Below are 15,750 nucleotides of genomic sequence, written 5' to 3' on the forward strand. Positions count from 1 at the left end.
GAATTGCTCAACAAATGGAATGATAATCCATATCAATACTATTTAAAAGTAGTTAGGAATCGGTCTCATTTACACTGGAGAGGTAAGGCATGCTCGATGCAGACAAGTCTCGCTGCACTATTCTTTTCCGCTGAGTCTGTGAGCTGTATCTCCGGAAGCGCCTTTGCGATATTCATCGGGAGTGATATTCATATGTTTTTTAAACATAGCTATAAAAGCAGACGATGTGCTGTATCCCAGCTCCAGAGAGATGGTTTCAACTTTTTCACCATTTTCCAGCATAGGCATAGCTCTGACCACCCGCAGCCGTTGTCGCCATTCTGTCAGAGCGATTCCCAGATCTCGCTGGGCTTTTCTTGCCAGCGTCCTCTCTGTGGTGCCCAGCTCTTTTGCCAGTTGTTTTAAAGGCTGCTGACAGGCCGGGTTTTGTTCAAAATAATTAAGCAGCCTCATCAGCAGTGGATCTGTCGAGTGAGGCAGGTAACTGCCTGTGCTGGATACTTCCCTTAGGCGGTCAAAAATAACATCAGTGAATCGCCGTTCCTCCGGTGTGTAGGGTGTCGTTGGGGGCGATAAGCTCAGATGGCTTAGCATTTCGCGAATTAAAGGGGTCATAATCAGCGCGCAGGGCTGTTCTGGTAACTGCCTGGCCAGGTCCGAGTCAATATAAAGCGAACAGTGCAGGGATTCATGGCGATTAAAACCATAATGTGAGGTATTCGGGGGAAGCCAAAGAGCATAACTCGATGGCACCCGAAACAAGCTTCCCTCTGCTATTAGCTCCAGTACTCCACTGAAGGAGTAGATAAACTCTCCCCATGGGTGCTGATGTGGCGGGTAGCGCGTATCTGAGGGCATGGAGCGCTCCAGATAATAAATAGGCTCCGGTAACTGCTGAAAAACCAATGGTTTATGGATAAAGGGCTGTTTCGTCATAAGGGTGACTGTTCCGCATTACTGAATGTCTGTTTTGAGCTATATGAATTCTATCAGACACAAGATAATGCAGACCCGCTTTGAGGATCTACTCTTTATTATCCGAAGGTTCCGAGCTTTTGTTTCCCTTTTTAACTGAGAGAATAGTATGGGTACACGTAAGACGATGGATCTGTTTGCCTTTATTCTTATGACTGTCTTTTGCCTGGTAATGGCATTTCAGCAGGTATTACTTAAATCGGTATCATCGGATCTGGCACCTGTGTTTCAAATTGCTCTCAGGTCAGGTATTGGTGCGATTCTGATCGGTATGGTGATGATTTATCAGCGGCAAGGTTTCAGTCTTGCACCTGAGAATCGTATACCGGCCCTTGCAATTGGTGCTCTTTTCGCCTTTGAGTACCTTTTCCTGGGGGAAGCGTTGAACTACACATCGGCAGGTCACGCGGCAGTATTCCTGTACACCTCCCCTATCTTTGCGGCCATTGGTTTGCACTGGAAAGTGGCGGGTGAGCATATGACACCCCTGCAGTGGTTGGGGATTTTTATGGCATTTGTTGGCATCGTGATCTCTTTCCTGGGCCAGGAAGACAACCTTGAGGTCAGCCAGTCAGTACTGTTTGGTGACTTTTTAGCGCTTTGCGGTGGTGCTGCATGGGGGGCAACAACGGTGGTGGTCCGTGCAACGGGCTTATCTCATCTCCCAGCAAAAGAAACTCTGCTTTATCAGCTTGTGGGGGCCTTCGTTATTTTGCTTGTTTGGGCCATTTATGCCGATCAGGCGTACTTCAACCCAACAACCGAGGCGCTTTTCAGTCTTGCCTTTCATGGCATTATTGTTGCCTTCTTTAGTTTTCTGCTTTGGTTCTGGTTACTGACCCAGTACAAGGCTTCTCAGTTAGGTACCTTTTCTTTTCTGACACCCTTATTTGGTGTTTTGCTGGGGGCCTGGCTGCTGGACGAAACCATTGAAGCCAGCTTTATAATTGGGGCTGTACTGATTATTGCCGGTATTTTGTTGGTCAATGCATCGGGGTTGCTGGCCCGATTGACCCGGCGAAAGGATCAGCCTGCCCGGCTCAGTGACTGAATAAGTGACTTCAGACCGTTACAGGTGCTGCGGGGACTGCCCGCATCATCTCTGCCAAAGCTTTTACCAGAGCAGTCATCGTCTGTTCATCCGGGCCGGTAAAACCCAGTACAAATCCCTGAGGTACTTTAGCTGAACCTGAGTTTTCAGCGATCTTAAAATGCGCTGATAATGGAAACATTCTGATCCCCTGCTGATGTAGACGGGCTGTAATATGCTGATCCAAAAGTACGGATTGCTCTTTCATCCCAGGTATCTCTGCGGTTTTTTTGAAGAGAATCAGTAGATGCATTCCTCCCTGGGGTTGTTGCCAGTGAAACCACTGAGTTAAATACCGCTCACAAAGCCTGAGCAGATAGTCTCTCTTTTGTCGATAATGGCGTCGCATCCGGTTAATATGACGGGCAAATCCACCGTTACGCATAAACTCCGCCACCACAGGCTGCATCGGCAGTGCCGCAGACCCTCCCAGTTCATTACGACTTTGCAGCAACAGCGGGCAGAGGGGTATTGGCGCAACGATAAACCCCAGACGTAAACCCCTGAACAGCACCTTAGAAAAGCTGCCAACGAAAATAACCCGCCCTGAAGGATCGGCCTGCATTAGAGGAATACCGCTTTTACCGCTGTAATGAAACTCGTTGTCGTAGTCATCTTCTATCAGCCACCCTTTTCCCCGCTGAAGATAGTCAAGCCACTGCTGGCGTCTCGATTTACTCATGACAGTGCCGGTAGGGTACTGGCGATTAGGTGTAAGAACCGAAGCCGTTGTTTCTGCCGGTTTCGTCTCATTTTTATCGGGTGTAAGGCAGCCTTCATGATCAAGAGAAAGTTGGCTGTATGGCTGGAGAGGTAATTGCCAGCTGTTTATCAGCTCACGGATAGGCGGGTAAGTTGGGTTTTCACATAGCCAATGAACACCCGGGCTGATTTTTTCCAGCGTATGGCGTATCAATGTCAGAGCATCACGGCTTCCGGCAGTCATCAGTATCTGTTCTGGTTGACAGCGTAACCCCCTCAGTTGATAGAGGTAGTCAGCAATCGTCTCTTTCAGGGAGGGTAAACCCGTGGGACAGTTATCCTGTAGCACCATAGGATCAGGTGTTCGCCAGCTTGCGCGCATACTCTTAAGCCAGGCTTGCTGCGGAAATGCCTGAGCATCAATTCCGGAGTTAAATGTCATTAAAGCAGGTGTCTCTGCAACCTCCTCCCTTTTGATGGGGCGATCTTGCTCCAACAATAAACAGGCATCACCGGAGACATAGATCCCGCTTTTACTGCGGCTGATTAAGACCCCTTCAGCAATAAGCAGTTCATAGCCATTAACCACGGTACTGCGGGAGACACCAAGGCTATCGGCCAGGACACGGCTACCCGGCAGGCGGTCTCCTGCATTTAGTTTTCCCTGTTTAATGTGACTGATTACCTGATGGTAAAGCTGTTTGTAAAGCGGGATGCCGCCCTGGCTGAGGGTAAACTGTAAGCTACTGATGATATTGCGTTGAGCTGTCATACACTTAGGAGGCCAACCGGTTGATTATAATAATCTGGACTGAAAAAAAAGATAAAAACTGGACGTTTTTTATCATACCTTCACGGCATAAGCTTGTCTCAGGTTTAAATAACAACAGGGAAAAGACAATGTCCGAGAACAGATCATCAACACAGCCTTCTTTAAGCAGTAGCCCTCTGACACAGGTCAAGCGCGGCCCTAAACGGGCGTTAACCGATCGTGAAGCCATGCTGGCATTTATCGACCAGTCGCTGCTTTGCTATGTGGGGTTTCAGGTTAACAATCAGGTTCGGGTTATTCCCACTTGTCACTGGAGAGAGGGCGATTACCTGTACTGGCACGGCCACAGTAAGGCGGCAAATATTGCAGATAGTGATCAGGGGAATCAAAAAGTCTGTATTACTATCGCAAGTCTTGATGGTCTGGTTATGGCTCGCTCGGCTTTCCATCACTCGGTCAATTATCGCTCCGTCATGATTTACGGCCTTCCTGAGCCCGTCACCGACCCGGATGAGAAGTTACGACACTTTGAGCTTTTTGTTGACAAAATCAGCCCTCAGCGCTGGGATCAGTTGCGGCCTGTCACCGAGCAGGAAGTCAGAGCAACTGGAGTTATGCGTGTGAAACTGGATGAGGTTTCAATGAAAGCACGTGCGGAAGGTGCTATTGATGATGAAGACGATCTCAATTGGCCGGTTTGGGCCGGAGTGTTACCCATCAGTCAACACTGGTCAGCGCCTGAGCAGGATCAGCTACAGATTGATAATACTGAAATCACCACACCCTTGAGCTCTCCAACTCTGCCGGAATGCGGTATCAATTAATATCGGTATCTGTTCAAATTTGCACTGAAACGTTAAGAGGGCTTCAAGCCCTCTCATAACAACTGCAGATCAACGTCCGCGAATTGCTTTCAGCTCTTTCTGGAGTTGTGCATTCTGTTTCTTTACGTCGTTATAAAGACTGTTAACCCGCACATACTCCTGCTCGGCGGTATCCAGCTTACGACTGAGCTCAGTAATCTCTTTTGCCTGTTCATCGGACAATTCCAGTGCCCGGGCCAGGCTCTCCTGTTCCTTACGCAGAGCTTCCGGATCATAAGACACTTGTGCCTCGGATGCTTTTACCTGGTCTTTCAGTTGTGCAATCTCATCTTTGTAGTCACTTATCTGACGGTTGAGCTGCTTTACCTCCTTGATATGAGACGCTGAATCCTGTTGCTGTGTTTTGGGGGGCACTGGGCTGCTATTTTTCTGAAGCTTACGAAGGCTGGATTCTTTCTCTGACAGATTCTGCTCCAGTGTCTTAATCATCTCAAGACGCTCATCGGCAGTTTGCACAAGCTGCTTTTTCTCATGGCTAAAACCCTGAGTCAGCGTATCGATTTCTGCCTTATGCTCATGCCAGAAAGCTTGCCAGAGCTGCCGCTGATTTTGCTGAAAAACTTTTTTCAGTGCTTCTGAAGGTGGTGGGATGTCAGCGGGAGTTTTTGTGGTCTTAGCGGGGGTGAAATTTTGCAGAATCTCGACACACTGAGTATAGGGTGCACTTGTTTTCTGGTGGAGCTGAGCGGCCGAGATTGAGCTCAAGGTATATCCTTCATCAAGCCAGCGTTGTATCTGTTGTTTACAGACATCCTGCAAATTAGCATCCTGATTCATTGTCCAGCCTTACTGTGAAAAAATTATTAGAACATCATTTTGGTCGTAGCCGGTCACCTGTCACCTACCACTTATGCCTCGGAATATAAGTAAGAAGGCAATAGGGCTTCCGGCACCGATCATGAAACATGCTATTAAAGCTGATTTCAAGCCCCTGCCTCTCTTTTGAGAAAATCAGGTGTAGGTATTACGGAGTGAAGGTGACGGATTACCGCTTAGTTTGCCCGAATCGGGTTTGTTCTATCGGTTGATCGGTTTGTTTTGCATCCTTCCATCTGCTTGCGCACTGCCCGACCCAGCATTGCAAAATAGTCGGCAAAATGAGCATTAATGCGATTTCGTTCTGCGCCTCGGGGATATAGCCCATACTGAGCCTCGGTTGAAGCTTTAGTTCCTTTTACCAGAAAATTGTTTTTAATCGATGCATCCTGAATAAAAGCCTCAAAAGCCCTGGCACAGAGCTCTTCAGGTTGACTGTAATAGTTCAGCCCCGCCGCCTTATCAGCCAGAAGTGACATCCTGAACAGCTCACTGGGTTCTTCACCATTCTCGCTAAGCATCACAGCTGCAAAACAGTTACTTAACTTATGATTTAACGGATGGGCTATCAGATCCTGCCCGCCATTTCCCTGCTGTAACCAGAGATCTGATGCAAATCGGATACCCTCTGCAGTTTTGAAAGACTTACTGGCAAGATAGTGATCCAGTGCATGGAACCACTCATGGGCGATGCTGCCCGGACCAGCATTTTTTGCCAAGGCAAAGGCCCTCTGATTGGGTGCATAATGGGCTGCAATACCGGGACGACCTCCGGTGCCGTAATGTAATGCCAGAGTTCCCTTTAAAGAGATAACACTCTCAGGAACTTGCAAAATAACCATCAGATCGCAAAGAGCATCATAAAACCGACCCGCAGCACTCAGCTTTTCTTGCTGAGTAACCCAGCGACCTATCTCAATGGAACGAAAGTTAAAGCGTTGCCGAAGCTGAAGAAAGTCACAATGATCTTCCTGACGATGGCGTGGGCCATTTCGGTAAAATCGCTGTTCTTTATCGCTGGAAGCCTTGTACTGAGGGAATAACTGACGCATGAGGGCATGGGAGTCTACTGTAGGTTTATGTGATTTTTCAGATGAGGTTGCACCGGCCGCTCCCCCGATACTGTTCGTAAAAACAGTATCGGATGGTAGCGTATTTAATCGCTTTCGGGAATGCCGCATAGTAGGGTGTTCATCGTTCTGAGGCATTGATGCCGGAAGCGGTTAACGGCGCAACAGAGCATCTTCGCCCTCTTCTTCTTTATGCTTTTGAGCTTCAAGCTCTTTAAGATGGGCTTTTTCTTTTTCTTTCTCTTTTGCTTCTTTCTGTGCCTTCTCTTCTGCTTTAACTTCAGCCTCTGCTGTAACCTTTTCAATATCATCAGTAACGGCCCAAGGCTCTGCAGGAGATGGACTCAACTCACCGTGACGCGGTGCAAACCGCTCTTCTGACAGTGCTTTTAACAGACCAAACACCATACAGATTACCACGACAGAAAAAGGCATAGCCGCCGTGATCACTGCTGATTGCAGAGTATCCAGTCCCCCTGCGATCAGCAAGACCGCAGTCAGCAGTGCCAGAAAGACACCCCACAAAATACGGTGTACAGAAGGTGGATCAGCATCCCCACCGGACAGAATAGTATTAATGACCAGAGTACCGGCGTTGGCCGAGGTAATTAGGTAAGTGCCGATCAGAACAATCAGCAGTGTTGATATCACAGGGGTAAACATACCCAGCCCCATGCCCTCAATGGTGACAAACAGTGCGGTTGATACATCATTTTGTACGGCAGCAACCACAGCACCATTACTGAACAGCTCCTGATATAAGGCGGTACCGCCAAACAAGCCGATCCAGACAATGGTGATAATGGTCGGTACCAGCAGGACGCCCATCACAAACTCACCAAAGCTACGTCCCCTTGAGATACGGGCGATAAACATACCGACAAAAGGTGACCATGCTAGCCACCAACCCCAGAAAAATACCGTCCATTCTGACTGCCAACTGTCGCCATGGGTAACATTGGTATGGAAGGTCATACGGATCAGCGACTGAATATAGTCCCCAGTGGCCTCAATAGTTACTCCAATCAGGTACTGAGTCGGCCCCAGTAGTAGCATAAAGAGCACCGCTGCAATACTCAGCCAGAAGTTCATCTCCGATAGCAGGCGCACCCCCTTGGATACACCGGAAACAACCGAAGCGGTGGCGATAAGCATAATAACGCCAATAACTGTGAGCTGGAGTGTCGTGGAGTTTTCCAGATCAAACACCTGATGCAGGCCGGCGTTCATCTGTTGAACACCTAGCCCCAGTGTGGTGGCAATACCAAAAACCGTACCGAATACCGCCAGCAGATCCACCAGATCTCCTAGAGGCCCCCTCACCCGCTCACCCAGAATCGGGTAAAGCACAGATCGTACGGTAAGAGGTAGATCGTGGCGGTAGGAAAAATAAGCCATGGTCAGCGCCACAAAGGAGAAAATCGCCCAGCCATTAACGCCCCAGTGAAAGAAAGACAGACGCATTGCAACAACCGCCGCATCGCCTTCAGATGTACCCGGCAGAAGAAAAGGATTACTGTTTAGCTGCATAATCGGTTGAGCCACCGACCAAAAAAGAATCCCAACCCCGGTGCCAGCTGCAAACAACATACTGATCCAGGCAAAGTAAGTAAATTCCGGTCGCTCCCAGTCACGACCAAGGCGAACTTTCTTATAGCGGCCTGTTCCCAGCCAAACCATAAAAAACAGCAGGAAAGCAACTAAGAGTACGTAATACCATTCCAGAAAAGGGTCTAGCCAGCTGCGCGCAGCAGCAATCCCTTGCGCACTGATTTCGGTAAACAAACTACCCATAATCAGTGTGGCGATAACCATAATAATTGAAACCTGTGTCATCAGGGGATTCATCCCCTTGAACAAGCCTTTCTGGGCCTGATTGTACATCGGATATCCTTAATGTCGGTTCAAGGGCGTTATATTGCTTTAACGTGACCACGCTATGGTTTAAAAAAATTATGCCGGGTAAGCACCCGGCATAATTTGCGTATAACCCTAAACAAAATAATGGGATATTCAAGAGGGAATCAGACTTTATTCCTACCGGCCAAGCCTGTACTGAGTTTCTGTTCCACATGAGTGGGCAAAAAACTCATCGTGGGAGATCAATGCAAAACCAGCAAAATAGTTGTTACCGAAGCTGTTTTCCCATGGGAAATTAGTTTTACCCCTCGGTGCCGGGGTCGTTCCCGGTGGCATTTGCGACACCAAAGGGGACGTGTACCATGGCAAGATTTTGGGCATTTAAATGGCTGACCTGGTCATCGAAAAACAGATGTGGCCGGAAAATATCCAGAATGCGGCTTTTATCCATTCCCCCCAGAAAAAAGGTTTCGTTTGGGGAAACGCCCCAGCTTTCCAGCGTGGTGATCACCCTCTCATGACTGGGGGCACTGCGGGCCGTGATGATGGCCGTTCTCAGTACCCGCTCATAGGCTGAGTTTTTAGCCAGCTCAGTATCTTCCAAGCCCTGCAGTGCGGATAATTTACGGAACAGATCCGCTAAAAGCCCCGGATTATGAACCCGGTTCTGATGCTGTTGCTCATATTCCTGAAACTTTTCCAACCCGCGGGCTTTAAAAACAGCTTCCGATTCATCATCCGCCAGTACACCGTCAAAATCGAACGCGATGCGCAGCTCGGCATCTGAACTATCATCCTCTACCCTGGACGGTAGCACCAAGCCCGCCGGATAGCCCGCGATCACGGCGGCCCGAACATCGGTTTCATTACCGGAGAGAAAAAGGGAGGCATTAAACGCCGGAATATAGGAGAAGGGTGACGCCCCGCTGACAAAAGCGGCCCGGGATATGCCCAGACCGTAGTGTTCGATGGAGCGGAAAACGCGCTTGCCGGTGGCTGGAGAGTTACGGGACAGCAGAACCACTTCCACCGGTTGTTCACCGGGAAAGCGCTGATTAAAACTCAGAAAGCGGCGAATAAAAGGAAAGGCCACCCCCGGTTTCAGAATCCTGTCCAGGTTTTGCTCCTGAAAGGTTTTATAGGCGATGGCACCCCGGTCACGAAACACCTGGTCGGATTCCGTAAGATCAAACAGTGCGCTGGAGGAAACCGCAATCACCAGCTTATCTTCAATGGGAAATGGCATCTGAACCTCCTTTCAGCGATCCGGTTAGGTATGTTGCGAAAACAGGGTGGCAACCGCGTCGGGGTTTGACCCGAAAAAAAGGTGCAGATAGGTGGCCGTCAGTCCCTTATCCCGATAGATAGGCTCCCCCGGTGCCGGGTGGCGCTGGCGGCGGCCATGGGCGATCGGCTTCGGGGTGTTTTGGCTGAGGGATTTGTGATGGGCATGGCCACGAATATCCCCTTCCGGAAGGGGCGCTGTTTGCATCCCCTGACAACCCCGTTTACCCCGCATAGAGCCATCGCCGGCAACAAGACCGAGCATCGGATAGGTGTTTTCCTTTAGCTCTGTCAGGGTATCCAGACAATAGAGAAAGCCGCCACACTCCGCCAGAATCGGTTTGCCGGATTGGTGGAAATGCCTGATTTGAGAGATCAGTCTGGTGTTCCCCGACAGGGTTTCAGCATGCAGCTCTGGATAACCACCCGGCAGCCACAAAGCATCCGCTTCCGGCAGTTCTGAGTCTTTCAATGGTGAGAAGAAGCTGTAATCTGCCCCTAACTGCTGTAGCAGTCGTAGATTGGAATCATAGATAAAGCTGAAAGCGGCATCCTTAGCCACAGCGATCGTTTTGCCTTTAAGCGGCTTTTCAGAAAGTGCCGCCGATGTGCTCAGGCTTTCAGTCGGATAGAAATCCACCGCTTCAGGCAGCTCCAAAATGGGCTGTCCCTTAAGCAAGGCCGCGCCTGCGTTGATACGGCTTTCCAGCTCTGCGGTAATCTCTCCTGCCTGCACCAGACCAAGGTGACGTTCAGGCAGCGCGATCTGTTCATCCTGCGCCAAGGTCGCTAGAATTGGGAAGTTTTCCGGCAACGCCTCTTCAATCAGCTCACGATGGCGCTCACTGGCGCAACCATTCGCAATCAGTCCGGCAAACTGCAACGCAGGACGATAGTTTGCCAGTCCCACAGCCATCGCACCTGCGGTTTGTGCCATACCTTTAACATCCATCACCAGTGCTAAAGGAATGGCAAAGCGTTCCGCCAGATCAGCACTGGAAGGGGTGCCATCGAATAAACCCATCACCCCCTCAATCAGTATCAGATCTGCTTCCTGTGCTGCCTTAAACAGCATTTGCTGGCAGTACTCTTCCCCCGCCATCCACATATCCAGCTGTTCAACCGGTTCACCGGAGGCCTGTCTCAGAATCTGGGGATCAAGATAATCCGGGCCTGTTTTAAAAACCCGAACGACCTTACCCTGCTGGCGATAAGCCCGGGCGATGGCTGCCGTAATGGTGGTTTTGCCACAACCGGAATGGGGTGCAGCAATAAAAAGTGCCGGGCATTGGACGGCATTAGGTGAACGGGTAGATGGCATAAAACAGATGACCCCGGTAAAGAAAAGCCTAAAAAAAGAGGCTGTTAAGCCCTGGTCACCTAGTTTGCGGTGATGTGGGATAAGGATCAAGCACTGCCGATAATCACAGTGATTAAAAATAGCTTATTTATAGGTACAATATCAGGTGTTCTCTGAACCGGCGCTAACCCGCTCTCTTTTATCTAAGGTGTTGCTATGCCCCGCTATCGGTATGAGTATCTTGAACTGGAGCTGAAACAACAGATCCGCTCAGGCTATCTGCAGACCGGCGACCGACTGCCTTCTATCCGGTCGTTATGCCGTGATTATCAGGTCTCTAAAGCCACGGTACTGCATGCACTTCATCGCCTGGAGTCTGAGCAACTGGTTCAGGCCAGGCCAAAATCGGGCTATTTTGTCCGAACACCAGAGTACGAAAGCCCATTACCCACACGTGTGCAAACACCTAAAACACCCGCACCGGTCTCTGTGTCAGCGATTTTCAGGGATATTATGTCACAGGGTGCCGCATTTGATATTTTACCCGCCGCCAGTCAGCAGGACTCGCTGCCACAACTGACGCAGCTTAATCGGCTGATTGGTCGCCAGATGCGGCTTCACCCTGAGCAAAAAGCCGGTTATTACGATGAATCCGCCGGTAAATACAGTCTTAGAACAGCACTTTCCACCCATTTAAGGCAAAGGAAGCTCCGGGTTGCCCCGGAAAATATCTGCATCACCAGCGGCTGCCAGCACAGCCTTTTTATCGCCCTGATGATCACCTGCCAGCCCGGTGATACAGTTGCCGTGGAGTCACCAGCCTTTTACGGTGTGCTACAGATCATGGAACAACTCGGGCTCAATATTATTGAAATCTCCGGTGACCCGGTCAGTGGTATCGATATTCAGGAGCTGCAGGAACAACTGACGCGCTGGCCGATAAAAGCCTGTGTTGTTACTCCAAATTTTGGCACCCCAGCGGGCTCCTGTATCCCACCAGAGCAGTATGCCTCACTGGTTGATCTGGCATGCCGAAATGACTTCTGGCTGATTGAAGATGATATTTATGGCGATCTTGCATTTTCATCAGCCGCCACCGCGCCGCTCAAAAGCCAGGATAACCTGCAGAATGAAAAAGTTATTCTCTGTGGCTCGGTTTCTAAGAGCCTGTCCAGAGACCTTCGTGTCGGCTGGATTATTGCGGGCAAACTGCACAATAAAGCACTTCAGATGAAACTGATTACGCAACTGGCCAGCCCCCAGGCGATTCAAGAAGGTTTAGCGCAATTTATTGCTGAAGGACACTACCGACGCCATCTCAGTCAGTTGCGGCAGAAACTGCAGCAGCAAAGAGACCAGCTATTGGCTTATCTGAGCCAGAATTGGGGTAAAGAGATCCGTTACAGTCAGCCCGATGGCGGACTTTGCATTTGGGTTCAGCTACCGGATACCTGCGACAGCCAGGCGGCGTACCGTTCCCTCAGAGCAGAGGGTATTTTATTAACACCCGGAACATTATTTTCAGCCCATGGCTTGTACCGTCATTATCTGAGATTAAGCTTTTCCCAGCCTTTATCCGCCAAAAGAAAAGCGGCGTTAGACCGCTTGTTTATCTGTGTATTGGAACTTTCTGATGAAACCAGTTGTCAATAGTGATCGGAAAAATGAAAAAAGCCGTAAGCTTCATCAGTCCATGAAGCAAAAAAACAACCTGAATAACTTTTAATAAAAAGCGTAGCCATCACAGAAACGTAAACACGTAACTAAAACTAACGAAACACGTCTTATGGAGGCTATCAGACTGCAGAAAATAAAGAAGGAGTCTGATGATGAAATTTAAAGAACTGAAAAAACTGATTCGTAACGGTGCTGAACCGGAAGCAGAGATTGTAACCCATGCGACCCATAGCCAATATGCTATCCGTATCCTCACTGGCGAAGAAAGCCATCGCCTGATGAACTGGCGAAACCGCCCCCTGATCTTCCGTAGTCTTGATCAGGCAAGGCAAACACTGGCTCAGGCAGGAATAAAACATGCGACCCTGATTCAGCATGTGGCCCATGATGAGATCATTGGCCGGGTTGCCACCTATGATGAGCCCTATCTGGCACGAATCCCGATGTCGGCTTAACCGCTAGGTATAAGCCTCTAATAGAATCCCTCCGCCTTGGAGGGATTTTTGTTTCGGCACGGGTTATCGTTACACCCGCATTAATATCAATAAATGCCCCAGCCGTAGATCGAAAAAGTGCCGTGGGTGCCTTCCGACACACAATACATACGTTTACCGGCAAAGCCCCCCCTGCCCCCTGTAGATCGCCCTTCAGGGCGTCTGTATCTTACATAAACGGAAGCAGCTGACGGGCTAAAGCCCGACCCACAAAAACAAGAAGCCTTGTAGATACCATCTCTCCGAGATGTATTCAATCAGGCGTTAACGATCAACCCCATACGGTCTGCAGGCGAGCTGTATCATGCGGCCCAGTTTGTAGGTTCTGCGGGCGGTGATCAGGGATTGGGAGACGCCGCCGAGAATGCGGTTCATCAGTTCGTCGCTGCCTTCACTGAGCAGTTTCTCCTGCGCTAGTGCTTCTACTCCAGCTACGACCATAACGGTGACCAGCGCCTGCCGGAACAAACGGATGGCACTCAGGCTGGTGGTTTGCAGACCGTAAACGGAGGCTATCTCACGGGTCATGGTACGGGAGCGCCAGAGCACCACTAAGGTATCCAGCCCGGCATGGGGAATAACCATAACGGCGGTGCCTGTGGTCAGGGTGTAATGGCGGATGATCTTTTCGGCTTGCTGATCCAGTTCTCTCAGTACCATCAGTTGATACAGCTGCCAGTACTCTTCGGTGGTGGTGCGCTCTACCGCGGCGTCTTTAAAGCGCTGAATCAGCTGGGGTGCAGCTTTGCTCTGCCGCTCCAGCCAGGGTGTTAAGGTGGCTTTTAAAGCGGGCAAATCTTTGTTTTTAAGAGTTTGCTGAACTGCATCTTGTTCCGCTTTCAGTCGTTTAATCTCCTCCGTGGAGCGGCGCTCCTGTCGCCAGACATTGATCACCCCCAGCAGTACAACGACCAGCACACCACTACCCAGAGCGCCCAGCAGCCAATGGCTCTGCCAGAGAGAGACCAGCTCGTTGGTCAGTATCAGCAGAAGCAGAACAGCCACAACGGCGATCACACTTTTACCGATGCCACTGCCCCCTTGAATCAGAGAGGTGCCAGCTTGTACCTCTGAGTCTACCGCCTCCCCTTGCCGGGTGTGCGCTTCGTGACTGTTTATCGCGTCTTCGGGCTGATCTTTAAGAGTCCCGGTGGCGGCTTCCGGTGCGTAGCCGGGGTTGCGCGGAGATTCATGTGCCGTGCCCTCGTCTTTGTCCGTTGGGCTGCTGTTTGTGGTCGGGTCATCTTTTTCGGGGTTTGCGGGTTCGATATAACCGGGTTTCTGGCTCATGACAGGTCATCCTTCAGCAGATCATTAAGCACACGGCCCAGCTGATAGGCGGGCAGCAACTGATTAACATTGGCGATGCGGGTTGGTGGTGACCAGCGTTTAAGCTGTAGCTGATCCGGTAAGGTGCGCCAGTCGATGGGCAGGGCTTCCGGTACACGGCCGGAGTAATAAGGCTGCTGTCGGCCATCGGTTTCCCGCCCCAGCAGATACTCCTGTCCGTTGTCATCCACCAGACTGCGGGTGGCTTCCAGTGCAGCGATGGCGCGATAGCGCACATCGGCCCGTGCGCGCACATCATTACCGGGGTCGATCTCATTCAGCAGAGCACCAAGCAGCTTTTCCAGCCGGATACGCTCGGACAAAACCAGCTGATCCGCTTTGGTGGCGGCAAAGACAACACGGCCAATCTTACGGTTCAACCACTGGAACATGCCCTTTTGGTTGCCGTAACGGAAAAAGCGCAGAGCGGCCTGCATCGCCTGTTGAAGCTCATTCAGGGCGGCTTCCCCTTGTTCCAGCGCTGTTAGCAGGTCCACCAGAATCACCTGACTGTCCAGATGGTGGAAATGACGGCCCAGATGGCTTTCGATCTCCTGTTTATAGGCATCAAACAGGCGAGCCATGCTTTTCTGCAGTTTTGGCAGCTGCAGGTGATCCGGTACCGGAAAAAAGCCCAGCATGGAGTAGTTTTGCATCTGCCCCGGCACCAGTACCCGGCTGGGTTGATTCAATACGTAACCTTCGGCTCGGGCGGCTATCAGGTAATCTTTCCAGGCGTCGGCCAGTTTGCGTTGCAGGGCGTCGGTTACTTGCGGTTGTCCGGCGGCTTCTGCGAGCAGGTGGCGAAAGGGTTCACTGAGCTTTTGACGGTGGGGCTGTTGGGACAGCTCCCATGCGGATTCTGACCATTGGCTGAAGGAGGGTTCCAGCAGTGCCAGGTCCGCCAACCATTCACCGGGGTAATCCATGATTTCCAGTTGCAGGGTATCCGCTGAGATCAATTGCTGAAGCGCTTGCTGCTTTTGCGGCCGCTTGATCTCCAGATCCAGCCAGGTCAGGTCTCGGGTTGGCTCCGGCCACTGGCCCTGCCCCATCAGGCTGTCTCTGTGACGGAAGAAATCAAACTGACTACGCCGGGCCAGTTGATCCTCTTTTAACAGTGCAGGTTTGAGCAGCCCGGCATCAAACAGATCTAAACCGGTGAGCGGATGTCGGCTGACACCCTCTGGCAGAGGCTCATCAACCCGCAGCAGGCTATGGGTCAGTTGGGTAATCAGCACGGTTTTACCGGCACGGGAAAAACCGGTTACCCCCATACGGTGACGCTTCTGCAGGGTCAGGTTCTCGGCCTGGCGGATCAGCTTTTCGCTGACTTTTTTACCGAGCTGTTTGCCAATTTTACTGCCGAGCTGTTTACCGGCGCTTTTCAGATAGCGTTTAACCACAAAAGAACTCCTTAAGCTGCCGCTTTCCTGTTTGGGGCGTGCGGCCTTCATTATATGCCGTAAGACCACTCAGCTTCTTCTTTAAACTGCG

13 protein-coding genes are annotated in these 15,750 nt (G+C 50.6%); 4 read left to right on the forward strand and 9 right to left on the reverse strand.

Going from position 1 to position 15,750, the window contains the following annotated elements; translation table 11 throughout:
- Nucleotides 1-117: 117 nt before the first annotated feature.
- A complete protein-coding gene (locus ACN0R8_RS01170) occupies nt 118-936 on the reverse strand; it encodes a helix-turn-helix domain-containing protein (protein ID WP_417594240.1) in 819 nt (272 codons plus the stop codon).
- Between the two features lie 148 nt (nt 937-1,084).
- Between ACN0R8_RS01170 and ACN0R8_RS01175 the strand changes: the two genes are divergently transcribed.
- On the forward strand, nt 1,085-2,026 hold the full coding sequence (locus tag ACN0R8_RS01175) for a DMT family transporter (RefSeq protein ID WP_417594242.1): 942 nt from the start codon (nt 1,085-1,087) through the stop codon (nt 2,024-2,026).
- Nucleotides 2,027-2,036: 10 nt separating this feature from the next.
- Here the strand turns inward: ACN0R8_RS01175 and ACN0R8_RS01180 are convergent, their stop codons facing one another.
- Nucleotides 2,037-3,539: a PLP-dependent aminotransferase family protein gene (locus tag ACN0R8_RS01180; protein ID WP_417594243.1), complete on the reverse strand. Its 1,503-nt coding sequence runs from the start codon at nt 3,537-3,539 to the stop codon at nt 2,037-2,039.
- A 128-nt stretch (nt 3,540-3,667) separates the two neighbouring features.
- Between ACN0R8_RS01180 and ACN0R8_RS01185 the strand changes: the two genes are divergently transcribed.
- Nucleotides 3,668-4,363, forward strand: a complete 696-nt coding sequence (locus ACN0R8_RS01185; protein ID WP_417594245.1) for a pyridoxamine 5'-phosphate oxidase family protein — start codon at nt 3,668-3,670, stop codon at nt 4,361-4,363.
- A gap of 69 nt (nt 4,364-4,432) precedes the next feature.
- On the opposite strand, the gene ACN0R8_RS01190 is transcribed toward ACN0R8_RS01185, so the two are convergent.
- The 5 genes from ACN0R8_RS01190 to ACN0R8_RS01210 all read right to left on the reverse strand — a co-directional run bounded on the left by ACN0R8_RS01190 (nt 4,433) and on the right by ACN0R8_RS01210 (nt 10,774).
- On the reverse strand, nt 4,433-5,128 hold the full coding sequence (locus ACN0R8_RS01190) for a hypothetical protein (RefSeq protein WP_417594247.1): 696 nt from the start codon (nt 5,126-5,128) through the stop codon (nt 4,433-4,435).
- Nucleotides 5,129-5,415: 287 nt separating this feature from the next.
- Nucleotides 5,416-6,447 carry a CLCA_X family protein gene (locus tag ACN0R8_RS01195; RefSeq protein ID WP_417594249.1) on the reverse strand — a complete coding sequence of 344 codons (1,032 nt, stop codon included), beginning with the start codon at nt 6,445-6,447 and terminating at the stop codon, nt 5,416-5,418.
- Between the two features lie 15 nt (nt 6,448-6,462).
- Nucleotides 6,463-8,193: a BCCT family transporter gene (locus tag ACN0R8_RS01200; RefSeq protein ID WP_417594251.1), complete on the reverse strand. Its 1,731-nt coding sequence runs from the start codon at nt 8,191-8,193 to the stop codon at nt 6,463-6,465.
- Between the two features lie 277 nt (nt 8,194-8,470).
- Nucleotides 8,471-9,415: a 5'-nucleotidase gene (locus ACN0R8_RS01205; protein ID WP_417594253.1), complete on the reverse strand. Its 945-nt coding sequence runs from the start codon at nt 9,413-9,415 to the stop codon at nt 8,471-8,473.
- A 24-nt stretch (nt 9,416-9,439) separates the two neighbouring features.
- Nucleotides 9,440-10,774, reverse strand: a complete 1,335-nt coding sequence (locus ACN0R8_RS01210) for a cobyrinate a,c-diamide synthase (protein ID WP_417594255.1) — start codon at nt 10,772-10,774, stop codon at nt 9,440-9,442.
- Between the two features lie 195 nt (nt 10,775-10,969).
- Between ACN0R8_RS01210 and ACN0R8_RS01215 the strand changes: the two genes are divergently transcribed.
- A complete protein-coding gene (locus tag ACN0R8_RS01215; protein WP_417594257.1) occupies nt 10,970-12,406 on the forward strand; it encodes a PLP-dependent aminotransferase family protein in 1,437 nt (478 codons plus the stop codon).
- A 173-nt stretch (nt 12,407-12,579) separates the two neighbouring features.
- Entirely contained in the window at nt 12,580-12,885 is a 306-nt protein-coding gene (locus tag ACN0R8_RS01220; protein ID WP_417594259.1) for a DUF6482 family protein, read from the forward strand.
- A gap of 303 nt (nt 12,886-13,188) precedes the next feature.
- Here the strand turns inward: ACN0R8_RS01220 and ACN0R8_RS01225 are convergent, their stop codons facing one another.
- Both ACN0R8_RS01225 and ACN0R8_RS01230 read right to left on the reverse strand, forming a co-directional pair.
- Entirely contained in the window at nt 13,189-14,214 is a 1,026-nt protein-coding gene (locus tag ACN0R8_RS01225; protein WP_417594261.1) for a YcjF family protein, read from the reverse strand.
- Nucleotides 14,211-15,659 carry a YcjX family protein gene (locus ACN0R8_RS01230; RefSeq protein WP_417594262.1) on the reverse strand — a complete coding sequence of 483 codons (1,449 nt, stop codon included), beginning with the start codon at nt 15,657-15,659 and terminating at the stop codon, nt 14,211-14,213. Before ACN0R8_RS01230 ends, ACN0R8_RS01225 begins: the two co-directional genes overlap by 4 nt.
- Nucleotides 15,660-15,750 lie beyond the last annotated feature (91 nt).

Source organism: Oceanospirillum sp., from assembly GCF_048265165.1.
In the GTDB taxonomy this organism is placed as follows: Bacteria; Pseudomonadota; Gammaproteobacteria; order Pseudomonadales; family Halomonadaceae; genus Oceanospirillum.

What these genes read in the sequence shown, in the direction of transcription:
- ACN0R8_RS01185 (WP_417594245.1), top strand. Translation starts at nt 3,668, where the DNA reads ATGTCCGAGAACAGATCATCAACACAGCCTTCTTTAAGCAGTAGCCCT.
- ACN0R8_RS01205 (WP_417594253.1), bottom strand. Translation starts at nt 9,415, where the DNA reads ATGCCATTTCCCATTGAAGATAAGCTGGTGATTGCGGTTTCCTCCAGC.
- ACN0R8_RS01195 (WP_417594249.1), bottom strand. Translation starts at nt 6,447, where the DNA reads ATGCCTCAGAACGATGAACACCCTACTATGCGGCATTCCCGAAAGCGA.
- ACN0R8_RS01200 (WP_417594251.1), bottom strand. Translation starts at nt 8,193, where the DNA reads ATGTACAATCAGGCCCAGAAAGGCTTGTTCAAGGGGATGAATCCCCTG.
- ACN0R8_RS01220 (WP_417594259.1), top strand. Translation starts at nt 12,580, where the DNA reads ATGATGAAATTTAAAGAACTGAAAAAACTGATTCGTAACGGTGCTGAA.
- ACN0R8_RS01215 (WP_417594257.1), top strand. Translation starts at nt 10,970, where the DNA reads ATGCCCCGCTATCGGTATGAGTATCTTGAACTGGAGCTGAAACAACAG.
- ACN0R8_RS01170 (WP_417594240.1), bottom strand. Translation starts at nt 936, where the DNA reads ATGACGAAACAGCCCTTTATCCATAAACCATTGGTTTTTCAGCAGTTA.
- ACN0R8_RS01175 (WP_417594242.1), top strand. Translation starts at nt 1,085, where the DNA reads ATGGGTACACGTAAGACGATGGATCTGTTTGCCTTTATTCTTATGACT.
- ACN0R8_RS01225 (WP_417594261.1), bottom strand. Translation starts at nt 14,214, where the DNA reads ATGAGCCAGAAACCCGGTTATATCGAACCCGCAAACCCCGAAAAAGAT.
- ACN0R8_RS01210 (WP_417594255.1), bottom strand. Translation starts at nt 10,774, where the DNA reads ATGCCATCTACCCGTTCACCTAATGCCGTCCAATGCCCGGCACTTTTT.
- ACN0R8_RS01180 (WP_417594243.1), bottom strand. Translation starts at nt 3,539, where the DNA reads ATGACAGCTCAACGCAATATCATCAGTAGCTTACAGTTTACCCTCAGC.